Annotated in this window: 17 protein-coding genes; 9 read left to right on the plus strand and 8 right to left on the minus strand. The window is 64.7% G+C overall.

Going from position 1 to position 18,434, the window contains the following annotated elements:
* Positions 1 to 46: 46 nt before the first annotated feature.
* Positions 47 to 805 (minus strand): S1 family peptidase, encoded by a 759-nt coding sequence (locus X268_RS31115; protein WP_164938027.1) that lies wholly within the window; start codon positions 803 to 805, stop codon positions 47 to 49.
* A gap of 104 nt (positions 806 to 909) precedes the next feature.
* On the opposite strand from X268_RS31115, the gene X268_RS31120 reads away from it, so the two are divergent.
* Entirely contained in the window at positions 910 to 1,545 is a 636-nt protein-coding gene (locus X268_RS31120; RefSeq protein WP_128928481.1) for an HAD-IA family hydrolase, read from the plus strand.
* Between the two features lie 162 nt (positions 1,546 to 1,707).
* Here the strand turns inward: X268_RS31120 and mtnA are convergent, their stop codons facing one another.
* From mtnA to X268_RS31135, 3 genes are all read right to left on the minus strand, one after another.
* Entirely contained in the window at positions 1,708 to 2,814 is a 1,107-nt protein-coding gene (gene mtnA, locus X268_RS31125) for an S-methyl-5-thioribose-1-phosphate isomerase (RefSeq protein ID WP_128928482.1), read from the minus strand.
* Positions 2,815 to 2,847: 33 nt separating this feature from the next.
* The gene (locus X268_RS31130) at positions 2,848 to 3,723 is read right to left on the minus strand and encodes an S-methyl-5'-thioadenosine phosphorylase (protein WP_128928483.1); all 876 of its coding nucleotides are present in this window, start codon (positions 3,721 to 3,723) and stop codon (positions 2,848 to 2,850) included.
* A 160-nt stretch (positions 3,724 to 3,883) separates the two neighbouring features.
* Positions 3,884 to 4,156: a phosphopantetheine-binding protein gene (locus tag X268_RS31135; RefSeq protein WP_128928484.1), complete on the minus strand. Its 273-nt coding sequence runs from the start codon at positions 4,154 to 4,156 to the stop codon at positions 3,884 to 3,886.
* Between the two features lie 360 nt (positions 4,157 to 4,516).
* On the opposite strand from X268_RS31135, the gene X268_RS31140 reads away from it, so the two are divergent.
* The 7 genes from X268_RS31140 to X268_RS31170 all read left to right on the plus strand — a co-directional run bounded on the left by X268_RS31140 (position 4,517) and on the right by X268_RS31170 (position 14,139).
* The gene (locus tag X268_RS31140) at positions 4,517 to 5,734 is read left to right on the plus strand and encodes an acyl-CoA dehydrogenase family protein (protein WP_128928485.1); all 1,218 of its coding nucleotides are present in this window, start codon (positions 4,517 to 4,519) and stop codon (positions 5,732 to 5,734) included.
* Positions 5,735 to 5,791: 57 nt separating this feature from the next.
* The gene (locus X268_RS31145) at positions 5,792 to 6,772 is read left to right on the plus strand and encodes an amino acid--[acyl-carrier-protein] ligase (protein ID WP_128928486.1); all 981 of its coding nucleotides are present in this window, start codon (positions 5,792 to 5,794) and stop codon (positions 6,770 to 6,772) included.
* A gap of 37 nt (positions 6,773 to 6,809) precedes the next feature.
* A complete protein-coding gene (locus tag X268_RS31150) occupies positions 6,810 to 7,685 on the plus strand; it encodes an acyl-CoA acyltransferase (RefSeq protein WP_128928487.1) in 876 nt (291 codons plus the stop codon).
* A 241-nt stretch (positions 7,686 to 7,926) separates the two neighbouring features.
* The gene (locus X268_RS31155) at positions 7,927 to 10,794 is read left to right on the plus strand and encodes a PAS-domain containing protein (RefSeq protein WP_128928488.1); all 2,868 of its coding nucleotides are present in this window, start codon (positions 7,927 to 7,929) and stop codon (positions 10,792 to 10,794) included.
* Positions 10,795 to 11,000: 206 nt separating this feature from the next.
* Positions 11,001 to 11,978: a tripartite tricarboxylate transporter substrate binding protein gene (locus X268_RS31160; RefSeq protein ID WP_128928489.1), complete on the plus strand. Its 978-nt coding sequence runs from the start codon at positions 11,001 to 11,003 to the stop codon at positions 11,976 to 11,978.
* Between the two features lie 162 nt (positions 11,979 to 12,140).
* Complete coding sequence (locus tag X268_RS31165) at positions 12,141 to 12,626, plus strand: tripartite tricarboxylate transporter TctB family protein (RefSeq protein WP_164938029.1); 486 nt, start codon at positions 12,141 to 12,143, stop codon at positions 12,624 to 12,626.
* A gap of 4 nt (positions 12,627 to 12,630) precedes the next feature.
* Positions 12,631 to 14,139, plus strand: a complete 1,509-nt coding sequence (locus tag X268_RS31170) for a tripartite tricarboxylate transporter permease (protein ID WP_128928491.1) — start codon at positions 12,631 to 12,633, stop codon at positions 14,137 to 14,139.
* Between the two features lie 128 nt (positions 14,140 to 14,267).
* On the opposite strand, the gene X268_RS31175 is transcribed toward X268_RS31170, so the two are convergent.
* On the minus strand, positions 14,268 to 15,962 hold the full coding sequence (locus tag X268_RS31175; RefSeq protein WP_128928492.1) for a bifunctional diguanylate cyclase/phosphodiesterase: 1,695 nt from the start codon (positions 15,960 to 15,962) through the stop codon (positions 14,268 to 14,270).
* A gap of 220 nt (positions 15,963 to 16,182) precedes the next feature.
* Between X268_RS31175 and X268_RS31180 the strand changes: the two genes are divergently transcribed.
* Entirely contained in the window at positions 16,183 to 16,443 is a 261-nt protein-coding gene (locus X268_RS31180; protein WP_164938030.1) for a hypothetical protein, read from the plus strand.
* Between the two features lie 6 nt (positions 16,444 to 16,449).
* Here the strand turns inward: X268_RS31180 and X268_RS31185 are convergent, their stop codons facing one another.
* The 3 genes from X268_RS31185 to mtgA all read right to left on the minus strand — a co-directional run bounded on the left by X268_RS31185 (position 16,450) and on the right by mtgA (position 18,275).
* Entirely contained in the window at positions 16,450 to 17,103 is a 654-nt protein-coding gene (locus X268_RS31185; RefSeq protein WP_164938031.1) for a hypothetical protein, read from the minus strand.
* A gap of 143 nt (positions 17,104 to 17,246) precedes the next feature.
* The gene (rpmF, locus tag X268_RS31190; RefSeq protein ID WP_007598106.1) at positions 17,247 to 17,429 is read right to left on the minus strand and encodes a 50S ribosomal protein L32; all 183 of its coding nucleotides are present in this window, start codon (positions 17,427 to 17,429) and stop codon (positions 17,247 to 17,249) included.
* 171 nt (positions 17,430 to 17,600) lie between these two features.
* Entirely contained in the window at positions 17,601 to 18,275 is a 675-nt protein-coding gene (gene mtgA / locus X268_RS31195) for a monofunctional biosynthetic peptidoglycan transglycosylase (protein WP_128928495.1), read from the minus strand.
* Positions 18,276 to 18,434 lie beyond the last annotated feature (159 nt).

An 18,434-nucleotide genomic window follows, 5' to 3' on the forward strand; every position in this document is an offset into this window, starting at 1 on the left:
CATCGCGCTTCCGCTTCAAAATGACATAGATCAAATCGAGGTCAAATCACAGGCCCGCACCCCAGCTCCGCGCGGTCTGCAAGATCCAGTCGCGATAGAGCGTGAGCGGCGTGACGCCGGTCAATCCACCGCAGCCGGCTGCGCCGTTCGGACCGGTGGACCAGCTGATGAGGCCGACAAGGATGGGACCATTCGGCCTGTCCTCCAGCACGGGGCCACCGGAATCGCCCGTGCAGGCGCCAATTCCATCGCGAACACCGTTGGTTACGGGATCAACCAGCCGGATTTGGAGAGTGCCGGGCTGGCCCGTGGCAACGAGCGCGGCGACACGCGTCGCGCCGCCGCTCTTGCCGTCACCGCGTACCGTGACGCCGATGCCGGCGATGACGAAGCGGCTGCCGACCTGGATTGGAATTTGCGGCATGCCGACCGTCATCGTGGATTTTCCCTTGAGTGGAATTTCCAGTTGCAGCAATGCCACGTCGGCGGTGGCACGATGCGCCTGCATCGCCTGCATATTGAAGTTCGGATGGATGGCGACGGTGCGCACGTTCAGCAATTGCGGGGCACCGTCGGCTCCGCGATCGACGATCTTGTAGTCCGCGCCAGGCTGCACACAGTGCGCGACCGTCAGGACCACGCGTGGCGCAATCAAGCTGCCGGTGCAGAAATTGCCGCGCGAGCCAACGATGGTGACCACGGCGCGCGCTACGCCGTCGGCCTGCGGCGTACCGCCGCCGACGATGGCGCGCGCGGGCGCAGCGAGCAGCAGCGCGGCGATGATGAGGGTTGCAAGCTTTGTCATGGGAACACGCTTCGGCATCAGTGACGGCGGCGGATTGCTTCGGACTGGCCCTTGCCGATAGCGCATGCTAGCCCTCTTGGAAAGGAATTGACGAGGGCAGGATCGTGACGGTCGAGGCGGTTATCTTTGATTTTGGCGGCGTGCTGACGAGTTCACCGTTCGAGGCGTTTGCGCGGTTCGAGACGGCGCGCGGCCTGCCTGTCGACATCATCCGGCGCACCAATGCCGCCAACCATCTGGAAAATGCCTGGGCCAGGTTCGAACGCGCCGAGGTCGATATCGAGACGTTCGATCGCCTGTTCGCCGAGGAGTCGCTGGCACTCGGCGCGGAGGTACGCGGCCGCGACGTGCTGCCGCTGCTGCAGGGCGATCTGCGCCCCGAGATGGTCGAGGCCCTGAAGCGAATCAAGGCGCAATTCAAGACCGGCTGCATCACCAACAACCTCCCAGCCAATGCCATCGGAAGCCTGACCGGACGCTCGCTCTACATCGCCGAAGTCATGGTGCTGTTCGATCACGTGATCGAATCCGCCAAGATCGGCCTGCGCAAGCCCGACCCGCGCATCTACGCGCGGATGGTCGAGACGCTCAAGGTCGATCCGAACAAGTGCGTCTATCTCGACGATCTCGGCGTCAATCTGAAGCCGGCGCGCGAGATGGGCATGACCACGATCAAGGTGACGAGCGGCGCGCAGGCGATTGCCGAGCTCGAGAAGGCGACGGGGCTGAAGCTGGGGTAGCGCACGGCCAACTCCTCATCCTGAGGAGCGCGCCTTAGCGCGCGTCTTGAAGGATGCAGGCCCTCCTGTGGCCCTCGCCCTTCGAGACGCCGCTTCGCGGCTCCTCAGGGTGAGGGAGCGACCGGCGTACGCCGCTTCCGCAGACTTGTTATTGCGAGCTGGCTACTCCGCCGAAGCGGTGACCCGTTCCGGGAACGCCGCCGCCAGCGAAGCACGATCCGGCTTCAGCACGCCGCGCTCCGTAATCAGACCCGTCACGAGACGCGCCGGCGTGACGTCGAAGGCGTAGTTCGCGACCGGTGAATTCTCCGGCACGATGCGCACCGTCTCCAGCCGGCCGTCCGCGGTGCGGCCGGTCATGTCGGTGACCTCCGCGCCGCTGCGCTGCTCGATCGGGATGTCGCGGATGCCGTCATGGACCGCGAAATCGATCGTCGGCGACGGCAGCGCGACGTAGAACGGCACGTTGTTGTCGTGCGCGGCGAGCGCCTTCAGATAGGTGCCGATCTTGTTGCAGACGTCGCCATTGGCGGCGACGCGGTCGGTGCCGACGATGGCGAGATCGACCATGCCGTGCTGCATCAGGTGCCCGCCGGTGTTGTCGGGAATCACCGTGTGCGGCACACCGTGATGGCCGAGCTCCCAGGCCGTGAGCGAGGCGCCCTGATTGCGCGGACGCGTCTCGTCGACCCAGACGTGGACCTTGATGCCGCGCTCATGGGCGAGATAGATCGGCGCCGTCGCCGTGCCCCAATCGACGGTGGCGAGCCAGCCGGCGTTGCAATGGGTCAGCAAATTGACCGTCTCGCCCGGCTTCTTCGCTGCGATCGCCTCGATCAGCTTCAGCCCGTTGCCGGCGATGCCGCGATTGATCTCGACGTCCTGCTCGACGATCTCGTCGGCGCGCGCGTAGGCTGCCTCGGCCCGCTCCAGCGGATCGACCGGCGCGAGCGTCGCGCGCATCTCGTCCAGCGCCCATTTCAGATTGATTGCCGTCGGCCGCGCCACCACGAGCGTGTCATAAGCGCGCGTCAGGCCCGCGCCGGAGGCGTCCTCGCGCATGCCGAGCGCCATGCCATAGGCCGCGGTAGCGCCGATCAGCGGCGCGCCGCGCACCAGCATGTCGCGGATCGCGACGGCCGCGTCTTCACACGATGTCAGCTTCGCGACGACGAACTCGTGTGGCAATCGGCGCTGATCGATCGCGCCGATGGACCAGCCGTCACGTTCGCGCCAGATGCTGCGGAAATGCTTGCCGTCGACCTTCATGGCATTCTGCCTTTTCGTACCTCGTCTTGCGTCTCACGCCCGCAGCACGCGTCCCGCCACCGCGTCGAGCTTCTTGAGAAGCTCGGGATCCCGCGCTTCGGGCGCCGTGATCAGCGCGGTGTCTAGCGCGCGGTCGGAGCCGATCGGACACGGCTCGTGCTCGCGCGGAAGATCTTTGGCCAGCCGCGCCACCAGCGCCTTCGCCTTGTCGGCGTTCGACGTCAATACGCGGATGATGTCCTGCACGGTGACGGCATCGTGGTCCGGATGCCAGCAGTCGAAATCGGTGACCATGGCGACGGTCGCGTAGCAGATCTCCGCCTCGCGTGCGAGCTTCGCCTCGGGCATGTTGGTCATGCCGATCACGGAATAGCCCAGCGTCTTGTACGTCATGCTCTCCGCATAGGTGGAGAATTGCGGCCCCTCCATGCAGACATAGGTTCCGCCGCGCACCACGGTGATGCCCTCGGCCTCGGCCGCTGCAGCGAGATGGATGCGCAGCCGCGGCGAGACGGGATGCGCCATCGACACATGCGCGACGCAGCCCCGCCCGAAGAACGAGCTCTCGCGCTTGTGCGTGCGGTCGACGAATTGATCGACGAGAACGAAGGTGCCTGGCGGCAGTTCCTCCTTGAAGGAGCCGCAGGCCGACAGCGAGATCAAGTCGGTGACACCGGCGCGCTTCAGCACGTCGATATTGGCGCGATAGTTGATGTCGGAGGGTGACAGCCGGTGGCCCTTGTCGTGCCGCGGCAGGAATACAATGGGCAGGCCGGCGATGGAACCGCGCCTCAAGGGCGCCGACGGCTCACCCCAAGGGCTTTTGATCAGCTCTTCGCGTGCATCCTCGAGACCCGGCAGGTCATAGATGCCCGAGCCGCCGATGATGCCCAATACCGCCTGCGTCATGCCTGCTCCACCCTGTCAGCTCCATGCGACATGGTTAAGCTATGCCAGCTTTGGGGCGGTTTTGGAACGGGGGCGGAGGGATGATGCCGATGGTGTGAGGGCCGATGGCCGCACACTCAGTGTGGTCCCTGCGAGTGCAGGGATAACACGGATGATCTGACTAGGCCGCGGTCGCCGGCTGCAGCTGGGTCGCCACCATCCGTTCCAGCGTCTCGACGGACTGGAAATTCTCCGGCGTGATCTCCGACTGCGGGATGGTGAAGTCGAATTCGGCCTCGACGCCGAGCATCAGGTTGACCATGTCCATCGAGGTCAGGCCGGCATCGACGAGCTTGGTGGACGGTGTGACGTCAGCGCTGAGCGAATTCTGCTGCAGGATGCCCTTCACCAGCTTGATGATGCGATTGCGCACGTCGTCGTCAAAGGCTTGCATCGGCAAATTCCCGTCTGTCTGTCGAAGGTCCGGACCGGCTTTCCGCTACGATGGGCGCGGTCTGCCGGTCCCGCAATGGGCGACAGCAATACTTCCCGTTTCTTAGTAAACGATGACTCAGATTGTCTGGAATTCAGGCTTCTTCCAGATTCCTAATACGATGTCCGAAAATCGGCAGATGCAAACAACTGGGCTTTAACTGTTCGTTCGGAATTGGGCTTTGTTTACCCTCTATTTCATCGACGAATTTGAATTAAATCCGTAGCCTCGTCTCACAAGCAAAGATGACCGGAGGATCGCTTTCAGCGGTATCGCGAATGATGCCGGCGATCTCGAACGGCAAACCGGAGGCGGACAAGTATGAACGTGCGTGAAGCAGTCCTCACTGTCGACGAAACGCAGACGAGCTTGCTCGAGCAGGGACCTTCCCTGACCGAGCGTGCCGCCCGGACCGCCACCGCCGCTGCGGCCGACGCCGACCAGGTCGATCGCGACGCCCGTTTTCCGCACAAGGCTTTCGAGGTCGCCCGCGAACAGAAGCTGCTCGGCGTCATGATCCCGGTCGAGTTCGGCGGCTTCGGCGCCTCCATCTACGACGTCACCGACATCTGCTACACGCTCGGACGCGCCTGCGCCTCGACGGCGATGATCTACGCGATGCATCAGACCAAGGTGGCCTGCGTCATCAGGCACGGCCACGGCATCCCCTGGATGGAAACCATGATGCGCCGGGTCGCCCGCGACCAGTGGCTGCTCGCCTCCTCCACCACCGAAGGCCAGAACGGCGGCAACATCCGCGCCAGCGCCGCTGCCGTCGACCACGCCGGCGACACCATCTCGCTGGTCCGCGACGCCACCGTGATCTCCTACGGGGCCGAGGCCGACGGCCTCGTCACCATCGCCCGCCGCGCCACCGACGCTGCCGCCTCCGATCAGGTGCTGCTGGCACTCGCCAAGGACGATTATTCGCTGAAGCGGACGCTGGGCTGGGAAACGCTGGGGATGCGCGGCACCTGCTCGACGGGCTTCGAGCTGAAGGTCGATTGCCCCGCCGACCGCGTCTTCCCGGAATCCTACGACAAGATCCATGCCCAGACCATGACGCCGTTCGCGCATCTATGCTGGTCGTCGGCCTGGGCCGGCATTGCCGCCGCAGCCGTTACCCGCGCGCAGGCCTTCATCCGCAAGGCGGCGCGCTCGTCCGGCGGCCAGATGCCGCCGGCCGCTGCGCATTTCACCGCGGCCAAGATGTCGCTGGCCAAGCTGCGCGCGCTGCTCGCCACCAACATCGACGCGTTCGCCCGCGCCGAGCATGACGAGCGCGCGCTCGGCTCGCTCGACTTCCAGTCTTCGATCACGCTTCTGAAGGTGCAGGCCTCCGAGCTCGCGGTCGAAACCGTGATGCATGCGATGCGCACTGCGGGCCTTTCGGGCTACCGCAACGACGGCGAGTTCACCATGGGCCGGCACCTCCGCGACGTATTGTCGTCGCCGATCATGATCAACAACGACCGCATTCTGGCCAACGCCGCGACCTCGACCCTGATGAGCGGCGTGCCGTCGAGCCTTCGCGACTGACGTGCCTTGCCGACCCAGACCAACAAGAACAATTTCGAGATAGCAGGACATCGCCCCATGAATATTGCCGTCCTCCCCAATTCGCCGGAAACCGCGCCGCAAATCGTTGATCCGCTCGACCATCTCGCCGACAAGCTGTTCCATCGCATGGGCGCCGACGGCGTCTATGCCCGCACCGCACTGTATGAAGGCGTCGTCGAGAAGCTGGCCGCGTTGATCACTGGCCATCGCGAGACCGGTACCGAGGTGATGCGTTTCCCGCCGGTGATGAGCCGGGCCCAGCTCGAAAAATCCGGCTACCTCAAGAGCTTTCCGAACCTGCTCGGTTGCGTCTGCGGCCTGCACGGGACCGAACGCGAGATCAACGCCGCGGTGAGCCGCTTCCATGCCGGCGGCGACTGGACCACCTCGCTGTCGCCCGCCGACCTCGTGCTGTCGCCTGCCGCCTGCTATCCGGTCTATCCGATCGCGGCGAGCCGCGGACCGTTGCCGAAGGGCGGCCTGCGCTTCGACGTTGCCGCCGATTGCTTCCGCCGCGAGCCGTCGAAGCATCTCGACCGCCTGCAATCGTTCCGGATGCGCGAATATGTTTGCATCGGCAGCCCCGACGACGTCGCAGATTTCCGCGAGCGCTGGATGGTCCGCGCGCAGAAGATCGCGACCGACCTCGGCCTCACCTTCCGTGTCGACTACGCCAGCGATCCGTTCTTCGGTCGCGTCGGCCAGATGAAGGCGGTTAGCCAGAAGCAGCAGCAGCTCAAATTCGAGCTCCTGATTCCGCTGCGCTCCGAAGAGCATCCGACCGCCTGCATGAGCTTCAACTATCACCGTGAGCATTTCGGCACGACCTGGGGCATTCAGGACGCCAATGGCGAGCCGGCGCACACGGGCTGCGTCGCTTTCGGCATGGATCGGCTGGCTGTCGCCATGTTCCACACCCACGGCACCGACCTTTCCGCCTGGCCCGCCAAGGTGCGGGACGTCCTGGGCCTGCAGCCGCTTGCTCCGGCCAATGCCCATGTCGAGGGCTGGCGCTAACCGAACGAGGCCGGTCATTTCCACGGGCAAAACGAGCGTGATCCACACCAAGATCCGATGCCGCGAGATCACGGAGTCCGACGCAGAAGCGATCGCGGACTTGCTGACGCGCGGATTCGTGGGCCGCTCGCGCAACTATTGGATCCAGGGCCTGCGCCGGCAGGCCTTCCGGGCCGTGCCGGAGGGCTATCCGCGCTTCGGCTACATGCTCGACCATGATGGCACGCCGGTCGGCGTGCTGCTGCTGATCTACACCGCGCGCAAGGACGGCGAAGAGACCACCATCCAGTGCAATTTGTCGAGCTGGTATGTCGATCCGGCCTACCGCAACTACGCTCCGCTGCTGACCAAGATTGCCCAGCGGCACAAAGACGTGACGTATTTCAACATCAGTCCGGCGCCGTGGACCTGGCCGATCATCGAGACCCAGGGCTTTCGCGCCTATTGCCGCGGCATATTCTTCTCGGTTCCTGCACTGGCAGGCGCCCCGCGCGGGAGCGAGATCGAGGGCATCTCACCTCACGCCAAGTCGATCGAGGGGCTTTCCGACGCCGAGACCGAGCTGCTGACGCGGCATGCGCGCTACAATTGCCTCAGCCTGGTCTGCCGCACGCCGAAGGGAACGTTCCCCTTCATTCTGCAACCCGTGCGCATCCGCCGCGGCTTCATTGCACCGCCTGCGATGAAGCTGATTTATTGCCGCAGCGCCGCGGAATACGCCGCTTGCGCAGGCCGTATCGGCCGCCTGCTGCTCCGGCTCGGCAAGGTCGCGGTAACGGTCGATGCCAATGGCCCGATTCCCGGCCTTGTCGGTATTTACACCGAGCGGCGCGGTCGCAAATATTTCAGGGGTCCCCACCGGCCGCAGCTTGGCGATCTCACCGACACGGAACTCGTGTTGTACGGGCCTTAGGGCAACGCTCGCTCTGTCGCCCGGATGAGCGTAGCGGCAAGCGGGAACTCTCAGATATCACTGCGCTCATCCGGGCTACAGCCTATCGCCTTGTCGGCTGGCCATTTACGCGCCCTTTGTCTATCGCCGGTCATCCTCCGTAAACTACGGCGCTTAAGGGAATTTTCCCGCCTCTTCGCTACCCTCGGCGGCTGAATTAGGTTGCGTTAAGTCTATTGCTCGCCGAGACCCCGCCGATCCCATGAGTTCGACCTGCGACAACGAGCTTGGTGCACGCCGCGAGCAGGGTCCGGAGGCCCTGGTCGCGCTGAGCCAGCTCGCGCTCGACCACATGGAACAGGGCGTCTGCGTCTACGATGCCGACAACCGGATCGTGCTGGTCAATCAACGCTACCTGTCCCTGTTCGACATGTCGGGCGACATCGTGCGGGTGGGCACCAGCTACCGCGAGGTGCTCGCACACAGCGCCGGGCGCGGCAACTTTCCGGAAAGCGAGCTTGACGCGCTCTATTCGGCGCGGATCGCCCAGATTGCCGCAGGCAAACCGTTCCGGACCGAGCAGCGACTTGCGACCGGCCTCGTCATGTCGCTCGAGCTGAAGCCGCTTCCGGGCGGTGGCTGGATGACGATCTGCGACGACGTCCCCCGCCTCGCCCGGCTCGAAGCGGAATTGCGCGTGCAGACCGAGCGCAGCCAGCACGCGCTCGCCAACATGTCGCACGGCCTCATCATGTACGACGCCGACAGCCGCGTCGTCGTCTGCAACGACCGCTTCCTGAATCTCTACAACCTCGACCCCCAGATCGTGCAGCCGGGCGTCTCGCATCGTGCGGTGCTCGACCATTGGGTGTCGCGCGGCAACCAGCCGGGCATGCCGACCGACGAATTCCGTAGTTCCAGATTGGAGGACGTGCGCACCAGACGAGAGAAATCCCTGCTGGTGATGCGTTATGACGGACGCATGGTGCAGACGGTCTCCCGCTTCCTGCCGGACGGCGGCTGGGTCACCGTGCACGAGGATGTCACGGAGCGGCTGCAATACGAGGAAACGCTGCGGCAGCAGAACTTCATCTTGGATGCGGCGCTGGAGAACATGGCGCACGGGCTCGCCCTCTACGACAGCGACATGCGCCTTCGCGTCTGCAACACCACCTACCGCAAGATCTACCTGCTGTCGCCGGAGGAGACGCGGCCGGGCACGCATCTCGCCGAGCTGATCGAACGTTCGATGGCGAACGGCGCGTTCGCCTCGGAATACAGCCCAGGAGAAATCACGGAAGCGGCCCGCGCGCGAATCGCGAGCCGCGACCGCTCACCGATGCGTCGGCGCATGTCGAACGGCACCGTGGTCTCGGTACGCTATTGCGCGCTGCCCGAGGGCGGCTTCGTCGCCACCTATGAGGACATCACCGAGCGTGAGCGCGTCATCGAGCAGCTGAGTGAGCAGTACCGCCGCTTCGACGCGGCGCTGAACAACATGAGCCAGGGCCTGTGCATGCTCGATGCGAGCCTGCACGTGATCGTCTGCAACCGCCGCTATGTCGAGATGTACGGCATGTCGCCCGACATCGTGAAGCCCGGCGTCTCGATGCGCGAGATCATGGAGCACAGCTGCGAGCTCGGCATCCACCCGAACATGACGGGGGCCAAGCTCTATGCCGACTATGTCGAGCGGCTGCGCGAAGGCGAGCATACGCTGCATCGCCATCTGAGCGACGGCCGCATCATCAAGCTCAATCACAAGCGGATGGAGCATGGCGGCTGGGTCGTCACCTATGAAGACGTCACCGAGCGCCACAAGGCCCAGGCGCGCGTGGCGCACATGGCGCGGCACGATTCGCTGACCGACCTGCCCAACCGCACGCTGTTCCGCGAGAAGATGAGCGAGGGTCTGAACCAGGTCGCGATCGCCGGCGGCGCGATGGCCGTGCTGTGCTTCGACCTCGACAATTTCAAGACCGTCAACGACCGCCTCGGCCACGCCGCCGGCGACCGCCTGCTGCGCTGGGTCGCGGCACGCCTGAAGGAGAATGTCGGCGAGCACGATACCGTCGCGCGCCTCGGCGGCGACGAATTCGCCGTTCTCCAGCGCGGACCGCAACCGCAATCGGCGGAAAAGCTGGCCAGACGCCTGGTCGAGGTCCTCGGTCATCCGCCGCCGCTGGAAAGCCAGTCGATCCATGTCGGCGCCTCTGTCGGCATCGCGATCGCGCCCGATCACGGGCTCGATGCGGACGAACTGATGAAGTGCGCCGACCTCGCGCTGTACCAGGCCAAGGCCAGGGGGCGCGGCGCCTATCAGCTGTTCGAGCCCGAGATGGAAGAGGAGGCGCGCAGCCGGCATGCGCTGGAGCAAGATCTGCGCGGCGCACTAGAGGCACACGAATTCCACCTGGTGTTTCAGCCGCAGATGCGGCTCGAGTCGTCGGAGCTCACCGGCTTCGAGGCCCTGCTGCGCTGGAGACATCCTTCGCGCGGCTTCATCTCGCCGGCCGAGTTCGTTCCGATCGCGGAAGAGAACGGCTTGATCGTTCCGATCGGCGAATGGGGGCTGCGGACGGCCTGCGTCACGGCCGCGTCATGGCCGGATGTCACGGTTGCAGTGAACCTGTCGCCGGTGCAGTTCCGCTCGCGCGGACTGGTGGCAATGGTGACGAGCGCACTTGCGGAGGCCGGCCTGCCGCCGCAGCGGCTCCAGCTCGAGGGCACCGAGACGGCGCTGCTCGACGACAGTGAGGCGACGATCGAGATCCTGCACCAGCTCCGCGCGCTGGGGATCCGCGTCAGCCTCGACGATTTCGGCGTCGGCTATTCCTCGCTAAGCTATTTGCGCAAGTTTCCGTTCGACCGCATCAAGATCGACCGCTCCTTCGTCGGCACGCTCGGCGAAAGCCCGGAGAGCGTCGCCATCGTTCGCACCATCGCAAGCCTCGGTTCCGTGCTCGGCGTCGAGACCACGGCGGAGGGCGTGGAGACCGAAGAGCAGCTCGACTTCGTGCGCGAATGCGGCTGCACCGCCGTTCAGGGCTATTATTTCGGCAAGCCGTGCCCGGCATCGGAGGTCGGCCGCACCATCGAGACGCTGAACACGGTCCGGCGCGTCGCGTAACGGCTTTCCGCCACCTCAAATTCCGTCTCTCGGCACACCACCAAACGACGAATTGTCGCACGTACCGGTTCGGCCGGGATTGCTGCATTGGCCGCCGCGCGCGGTCGGCGCAATGCGCTTTTCTTCTCCCTCGATTTCGGGAACAATCACCTCACAAGAAAGAGAAACGACGGCCCGAGGAGGCTGTCGCGAAGGGAGGAATTGCGATGCCGCGATACGGGCTGAAGACGATCGCATTTGCCGCGATGCATGTTGCCATGGGCGCATTGGTCTCGACGGTGACCAGCGCGCAGGATTATCCCAGCAAGCCGATCACGCTGATCGTGCCGTGGCCGGCCGGCGGATCGACCGATATCTCGATGCGCGCCATCGCCGACAGCGCCTCGAAGGTGCTGGGGCAGCCGATCGTGATCGACAACAAGGCCGGCGGCGGCGGCACGGTGGGACCGGCGACCATGGCAGCGGCCGCGAAGCCGGACGGCTACACCATCTCGCAGATTCCGATCACCGTGTTCCGCCTGCCCTTGATGCAGGAGGTATCGTGGGATCCGGCCAAGGACTTCACCTACATCGTCCACCTCACCGGCTATACCTTCGGTGTGACCACCAGTGCGGAGTCGCAGTTCAAGAGCTGGAAGGACGTGGTGGAGTTCGCCAAGGCGAACCCGGGCAAGGTGACCTATGCCACGCCGGGCGCCGGCACCTCGCTGCATATCGGCATGGAGCAGATCGCCGGGATGTCCGGCATCAAGCTGACGCAGGTCCCTTTCAAGGGCGGCGCGGAAACCAACGCTGCGGTGCTGGGACAGCACACCATGCTGCAGGCGGACTCCACGGGATGGCGGCCGCTGGTCGACGCCGGCAAGCTCCGCCTGCTGATGGTATGGACCGGCTCACGCTCGCCGAACTATCCCGACGTGCCGACGCTGAAGGAGCTCGGCTATCCCATGGTCTATGACTCCCCATTCGGCATCGCCGGCCCGAAAGGCATGGATCCGAAGATCGTCGCCAAGCTGCACGATGCATTCAAGAAGGCGGTCGAGGATCCCGCGGTCGTGGCGACGCTCGCCAAATACGACATGGTGCCGAACTACAAGAACACCGAGGACTACAAGAAGTTCGTCGTCGAAGTCACGGAGTCCGAGCGGAAGGTGATCGAGACGCTCGGGCTGGCGAAGAAATAGAATGGCGAAGAACAGTTTCAGCTACTGCAAATTCTGACGTCATCCTGAGGTGCGAGCCGTCCTCGCGGCTCGCCTCGAAGGATGGACACAGGCACCGTCGCCCTTCGAGGGCCGCTGAAGGAGCGGCCACCTCAGGGTGACGGTGGTCGAGAGGTGTCTCACATGAACGACCCAACCAACGTCAAGCTCCGCCTCAGCAACTCCGAACTCTGGGGCGGGCTGATCGGGCTCGCGCTCGGCGGCTTCGTGATCTGGTCGGGCATGAAGCTCAAGCTGGGCACCATCAACGATCCCGGATCGGGCTACGTGCTGTTCTACACGGGCATCCTGATGTGCGTTTTCGCCAGCGCCATCATCGTCTCGGCGGTCACGGAAGGCGGTCCGACGCTGGCCTCGCGCTGGGAGAACGTGCGCTGGAGCAAGCCGCTCCTGCTGATCGCCTGCCTTACGGCATTCTCCGTCGCGCTGGAGCCGGTTGGCTTTCTGCTGTCGTCGATCCCGTTGATGCTGCTGCTGTTGCGGCTGATCGATCCGGTCCGATGGACGCTGGCGATTCCGATCGCCGTGCTGGTGCCATGGGGCATGTGGTGGGTGCTCAAGCGGCTGCTGCTGATCCAGCTGCCCTCGGGCCTGTTCGGGATCGGTTGACGCCATGGATACGCTCGTCAATGTCGCCCACGGGTTCGGCGTCGCGCTGCTGCCGATCAACCTGCTCTATTGTTTCATCGGCGTCTTCATCGGCACGCTGGTCGGTGTACTGCCGGGCATCGGGCCGATCTCGGCGATGTCGCTCTTGTTGCCCGTGACGCTGTCGGGAACGCCGGAATCCGGCATCATCATGATGGCCGGCATCTATTACGGCTCGATGTATGGCGGCTCGACCACCTCGATCCTGGTCAACATCCCCGGCGAGGCGGCTTCCGTCGTCACCTGTATCGACGGCCACCAGATGGCAAAGCAGGGCCGCGCCGGCCCTGCGCTCGGCATCTCGGCCTTCGGCTCCTTCATTGCCGGCACGTTTGCACTGATCGCCTTGATGCTGGTCGCGCCGAAACTTGCCAGCGTCGCCATTGCGTTCGGGCCGGCCGAGTATTTCAGCCTGATGGTGCTCGGCCTCGTCGTGCTCACCTTCCTGACGCAGGGCTCGATGCCGAAGGCGCTGCTGATGGCCTGCATCGGCGTCGTGCTCGGACTGATCGGGCTCGACAGCATCACGGCGCAGCCGCGTCTGACCTTCGGCCGCATGGAGCTGATCGACGGCATCGGGCTCGTGCCCGTGGTGATGGGCCTGTTCGGCGTTGCCGAGGTGCTGCTCAACACCGAGCAGGCGATCAAGCGCGACATCATCAACACCAAGATCACCCACCTCCTGCCCAGCAGGGAGGACTGGACGGCGAGCGCAGGCCCGGTCGGCCGCGGCACCATCCTCGGCTTCTTCCTCGGCATCCTGCCGGGCGGCGGCGCCGTGGTGGCGTCCTTTGCCTCCTATGCCCTGGAGAAACGGCTCTCGAAGACGCCCGAGCGTTTCGGCCACGGCGCGATCGAAGGTGTCGCAGGGCCGGAATCGGCGAACAACGCCGCGGCGGGCGGCGCCTTCATTCCGCTGATGACGCTCGGCATCCCGCCCAACGTGGTGATGGCGCTGTTGCTCGGGGCCTTCGTCATTCACGGCCTGCAGCCGGGGCCGCTGCTGATCACGCAAAACCCCGGCCTGTTCTGGGGCATCGTCGCCAGCATGTATATCGGCAACGTCATGCTGCTGATCCTGAACCTGCCCATGATCGGCATGTGGGTGCAGCTGCTCAAGCTGCCCTACAACATCCTGTTTCCGCTGATCATCCTGTTCACCATCCTCGGCGTCTACTGCTCCAGCAACAACGTATTCGACGTCTATGTGATGATCGCGTTCGGCATCGTCGGCTATTTCATGCGCAAGCTCGGCTACGAGCCGGCACCGCTGGTGCTGGCCTTCGTGCTGGGACCGATGATGGAGAACAATCTGCGCAAGTCGCTGATCCTGTCGCAGGGCGACCTCTGGACCTTCGTGCAGCGGCCGATCTCGGGGGCGTGTCTCGCGTTCGCGCTCATGCTGCTGATCGCGCCGTTGCTGCCCTCACTGCGCAGGAAGCGCGAGCTGGTAGCGCTGGACGAGGGGGCGTGAAGAGGTCTTGCAGGGTGGATTGGTTTCGGGTGGGCAAAGCGAAGCGTGCCCACGATCTGTATCCATCAGAGAATTGGTGGGCACGGCGCAAGTGCGCCCTTTGCCCACCCGAAGGCATCTACGATATCTCAGCTCGCCGCAGGCAGCACATTGTCCGGCGGCGCATCCCACGGGCGCTCCGCAGAGGCAAGCCCGATCAGCCGGCCCTGGATGTAGTCGCAACCCCACTCGCGCAACATGTTGGCGGCCTCTTCGTCCTGCACCCATTCGGCGACGGTCTTGATGTCGAGGCGGCGGGCGAGATCAATCAGGGTCTGCACGAAGGCGCGGTCGTCGGCGGAATGGGTGATGTTCTGCACGAACGCGCCGTCGATCTTCACGATATCCACGCCGAGCTTGCGCAAATTGCGGAACGAAGTGTAGCCGGCGCCGAAATCGTCGATGGCGATGCGGCTGCCGAAATGCTTGAGGCGGCCGACAAACGCACGGACGTCATCGATGTCCTGGATCGCGACCGTCTCGGTGATCTCGACGATCAGCCGCTCGGCAACGCCGGGATGGGCCTGCATCAGCGATTCGATTCCCGCCCACCAGTCCGGGTCCATGGTGGTATCCGGCGAGATATTGAGGCTGAGGCAGATGTCGGGGGCGGCAGCAAGCTCGGCGACAACGAGCTCGAGCACGCGATGGTCGACCAGGCGGATCAGGCCGAGCCGTTCGGCCACCGGCACGATATCAGGCGCGAGCAGCACCTGCCCGTCGCCCTGGTCCATCCGCACCAGGCATTCGTGGAACGCGCGCTCGCGCGAGTCGGCCGACACCACCGGCTCGTAGGCGAGCTTGATGCGGCGCTCGTTCAGCGCGGTGACGATCTCGTCGGTGACGCGGATGTTGACGCGGCGCTGCGCGTCGCGCGCGGCATCCGGGCGCCACGCCGCGAACGAGCCGGCGCGGCGGCGCTTGGCGGCGTCCAGCGTCTCATGGGCGCGGTTGACGGCCTCGTCGGTGCTGCGGGCATAGCGCGGCACGCTGACCGCGCCGATCGAGGCGGTGACCGAGACCGGACCGGACTTGGTCGGCACCACCTCATCGCGGATGCCGGCGAGGAAGCGCTCGGCAGCGACGTTCATGTCGTCGACGGTGCAGTTCTTCAGGATAAGGCCGAACTTGTTGCCAGAGAAGCGACCGAGCACGTCGCCGCCGCGCAGGCGCGAGCGAATGCGCTTGCCGATGTCGAGGATCACGGCATCCGCCACGTCGAAGCCGAAGGCGTCGTTGACGCGGGCGAGATGATCGATCCCGACCAGCATGAACGCCGCGGTCGAGCGGAAGCGCGTCGTCTCCTCGATCGCCTCGGCCAGCGCCGCGATCAGATGCGAGCGGTTGAGCTCGCCGGTCAAAGGATCGAGCCGGGCCTGCTTCGTCAGCTCCTCGTCGCGGGCATGGCGCTCATTGTTGATGCGAACGGAGCCGATCGCGCGCGTGGGGCGGCCGTCGGGGCCGGCGAACCAGCGGCCGGTCTCCTCGATCCAGATCACGGGATCGGAGGCGCTCATGCGCACGCCATACTCGATCCGGTAGGGCGTACCGCCGGCGCCGTGCACGGCGGACGTCTGCGCCAGCGCGGCGGTCCGCAGCGCCGGCCCGGGCTCGATCAGCTTGGCGAATTCGGCGCCGGTCGCCAGCCGCTCGGCAGGAATGCCGGGAAAGACGCTGGAGATCTGGTCACTCCAGACGATCGCATCACTGCCGATGTCCCAGGCAAACACGGCTTGGCCGAGGGCGGCCAGGATCTCGGAGGCTTGCGGTAATGCGGGGTTCAAAATCGCCTCATTTCGGGACAGCGGGAGTCCTGAGCCGGCACAGGATAAAGCCAGATTCGTCTTCAACCCTAGGCAAAGTTGATAAACAATTTGGAAACCACGTTTGTCCGGGCGAGGGAACCAAACCCGTCCGTCCGGCATAGGCCTTGCGAGTACATGGCACGCACCGGCGCCAGCGTCCCGAAACGCGACAATTTGCGCCGGATCAACGGTGATAGCGATGTTAGGTACTGATCGATCGGACGCGGCGGACAACGGCACAGGCACGGCCCTGGTGCCGCTGATGCCGACATTGCGGTGGGTCCGCAAGGCGTCGCTGCCGCGCCCCGATCCCAGCTTCATCACACAATTGATCGCCAATGCCGAGCAGCTGCCGCAGACCAGCCGGCTCCGCCGCGCCTCTTCCGAGGATGCGCGGATGGCCTATGGCAGCAAGCGTCCGCTGCAAAGCGTCAGCGCGCGGACACGGCAGGGGGCTTGATGCCGGTCAGCGCGGCGGCGTGTCGGAAGACGGCGGCGTGCCGTTACCCGGCTGCAGCTGCGGCGAGGGAATTTCCGGCGAAGGCGCGCCTGCTACGGGCTTGGGCGCAGGATGGTCCATCAGCACGGATTCCGCGACGGATTGCGCCGAGGGTGCGGGAGGCTCGACCGGTGCGGGCTGCGGCGCAATCACCGGTTCGAACTTGCGCGCGGCCGCCACATCCTCCGCCGGCGCTTCTGCCTGACGCTTGGCCTTGCGCGGCACCGGCACCGTCGTCTCGGCCACATAGGTGACGCGGCGACGCGTGCGCTGGGCAATGCCGCCGAGGAAATCCGCCATCGCGAGCAGCACCAGCAGGAAATAGGTCGAGTTGCCAAATTTGGGCCACATCACGAATTCGGCGGCCGCCGCGCCGAACACGATCAGCGACAGCAGATGGTCCATCAGGAATTTCGAGCCGGGCCGCGCGCCTTTGACCACCTCGAGCAGCAGCAGCACCACGCCCAGTGCGAGCAGGAGATCGGCGAGCGTGACCGGCCAGCTCTCGCCCGTGATCATCGGCACCTTGAACAGCACGTCCGAGAAGGACACGCTGGGCATCAGGAAGGCGATGATGTTGTACACCGCGAGCGGAATCAGAAGCAGCGGGAAACCGACCATCGGCAAAATGCCTTCTCGATCATGATATCCGGACAGGACAATGCGGCGGCGAAGCATTCGCTCCGCCGCCGTCATCGTCTATCTCATGGGTGGGCCGAAATCAGGCAGGCAACATCATCCTGCCCGGAGAAAGTTCCTGAGGCTCAGGACTCTTTCTTCTTCAGGACCTGCCGGCCCTTGTACATGCCGGTTTTGAGGTCGAGATGGTGCGGACGACGGAGCTCGCCGGAATCCTTGTCTTCCACGTAGGTCGGCTTCTTGATGGCGTCTGCCGAGCGGCGCATGCCACGACGCGACGGCGAGGTTTTTCTTCTCGGAACGGCCATTTCAATATCCTCTAGGGATTGGTGTCATCAGGGCATCGTCCGCGAAGGGACGGCTCAGCACCCGCAAATAACGAGGCGAGCTGAATGCCGATCAAGGCCGGGCTTATAGAGGAAGGCTGGCCGTAAAGCTAGGCTCTTGGGGCGGAAAATGCGCCCGAAATGGGCTCAAAATCAGCGATTTTCCCGCCAGCAGGTCGCAAGCGAGGTCGCCTGCCCCCGCGCCATGTAGGTCGCCGCCAGCCGCCGGACACCCGGGCCGGGGGTTTTGGCGCTGCGTTTGACTGGATTCGGCAGGATCGCGGCCAGAAGGGCCGCCTCACGCGGGGAAAGGCTGGCGGCCGATTTGCCGAAGGCATAGGCGCTGCCCGCCGCCACGCCAAACTGCCCCTGCGGGCCGAGCTCGGCGATGTTCAGGTAAATTTCGAGAATCCGGGCCTTGGGCAGGACCAGGTCGATCCATAGCGCCAGCGGGAATTCGAGCGCCTTGCGGACGAAATCCCGACCCTGCCAGAGGAACAGGTTCTTCGCGACCTGCTGGGTGATCGTGGAGGCGCCCCGGAACGGCGTACCGTCCTCCTTTGCATCGTCGATCGCCTCGCGCAACGCGCCCCAATCGATGCCGTGATGCTTGCAGAAATGCGCGTCCTCGGCCGCAATCACCGATCGCGGCAGTGAGGGCGACATCGCCGCCAGATCGATCCATTCCCGCTGCATCGACACGCCGCGAAACGCGCGCCAGGCCATCAGCGTCGAAACGGGATGGCCGGTGCGGTAGAATGGCGCGATCACATAGGGCGCGAGCAGCGCAACCGCGAGCACCAGGAGAAGGATTTTGACAATGCGCAAATCAACCTTTCCGGCGCAAAATGAAATGCGGCCACCGAACCCAGCATTAAGTCTGTGATAATTCGGGCCTTTTCCAGCAGTTTTTAGGCCTTCCAAACGATTGACTGGGGCCGGCGCATAAAGGATTGTCCGGCCGAATTTTAGTTCTGGAGCCCTTCT

It is taken from the genome of Bradyrhizobium guangxiense, assembly GCF_004114915.1.
Classification (GTDB): domain Bacteria; phylum Pseudomonadota; class Alphaproteobacteria; order Rhizobiales; family Xanthobacteraceae; genus Bradyrhizobium; species Bradyrhizobium guangxiense.

Bases quoted from the DNA above. Each gene is read 5' to 3' on its own strand.
- X268_RS31115 (WP_164938027.1), bottom strand. From the start codon at position 805: ATGACAAAGCTTGCAACCCTCATCATCGCCGCGCTGCTGCTCGCTGCG.
- mtnA (WP_128928482.1), bottom strand. From the start codon at position 2,814: ATGAAGGTCGACGGCAAGCATTTCCGCAGCATCTGGCGCGAACGTGAC.
- X268_RS31130 (WP_128928483.1), bottom strand. From the start codon at position 3,723: ATGACGCAGGCGGTATTGGGCATCATCGGCGGCTCGGGCATCTATGAC.
- X268_RS31135 (WP_128928484.1), bottom strand. From the start codon at position 4,156: ATGCAAGCCTTTGACGACGACGTGCGCAATCGCATCATCAAGCTGGTG.
- X268_RS31140 (WP_128928485.1), top strand. From the start codon at position 4,517: ATGAACGTGCGTGAAGCAGTCCTCACTGTCGACGAAACGCAGACGAGC.
- X268_RS31145 (WP_128928486.1), top strand. From the start codon at position 5,792: ATGAATATTGCCGTCCTCCCCAATTCGCCGGAAACCGCGCCGCAAATC.
- X268_RS31155 (WP_128928488.1), top strand. From the start codon at position 7,927: ATGAGTTCGACCTGCGACAACGAGCTTGGTGCACGCCGCGAGCAGGGT.
- X268_RS31160 (WP_128928489.1), top strand. From the start codon at position 11,001: ATGCCGCGATACGGGCTGAAGACGATCGCATTTGCCGCGATGCATGTT.
- X268_RS31165 (WP_164938029.1), top strand. From the start codon at position 12,141: ATGAACGACCCAACCAACGTCAAGCTCCGCCTCAGCAACTCCGAACTC.
- X268_RS31170 (WP_128928491.1), top strand. From the start codon at position 12,631: ATGGATACGCTCGTCAATGTCGCCCACGGGTTCGGCGTCGCGCTGCTG.
- X268_RS31180 (WP_164938030.1), top strand. From the start codon at position 16,183: ATGTTAGGTACTGATCGATCGGACGCGGCGGACAACGGCACAGGCACG.
- X268_RS31185 (WP_164938031.1), bottom strand. From the start codon at position 17,103: ATGGTCGGTTTCCCGCTGCTTCTGATTCCGCTCGCGGTGTACAACATC.
- rpmF (WP_007598106.1), bottom strand. From the start codon at position 17,429: ATGGCCGTTCCGAGAAGAAAAACCTCGCCGTCGCGTCGTGGCATGCGC.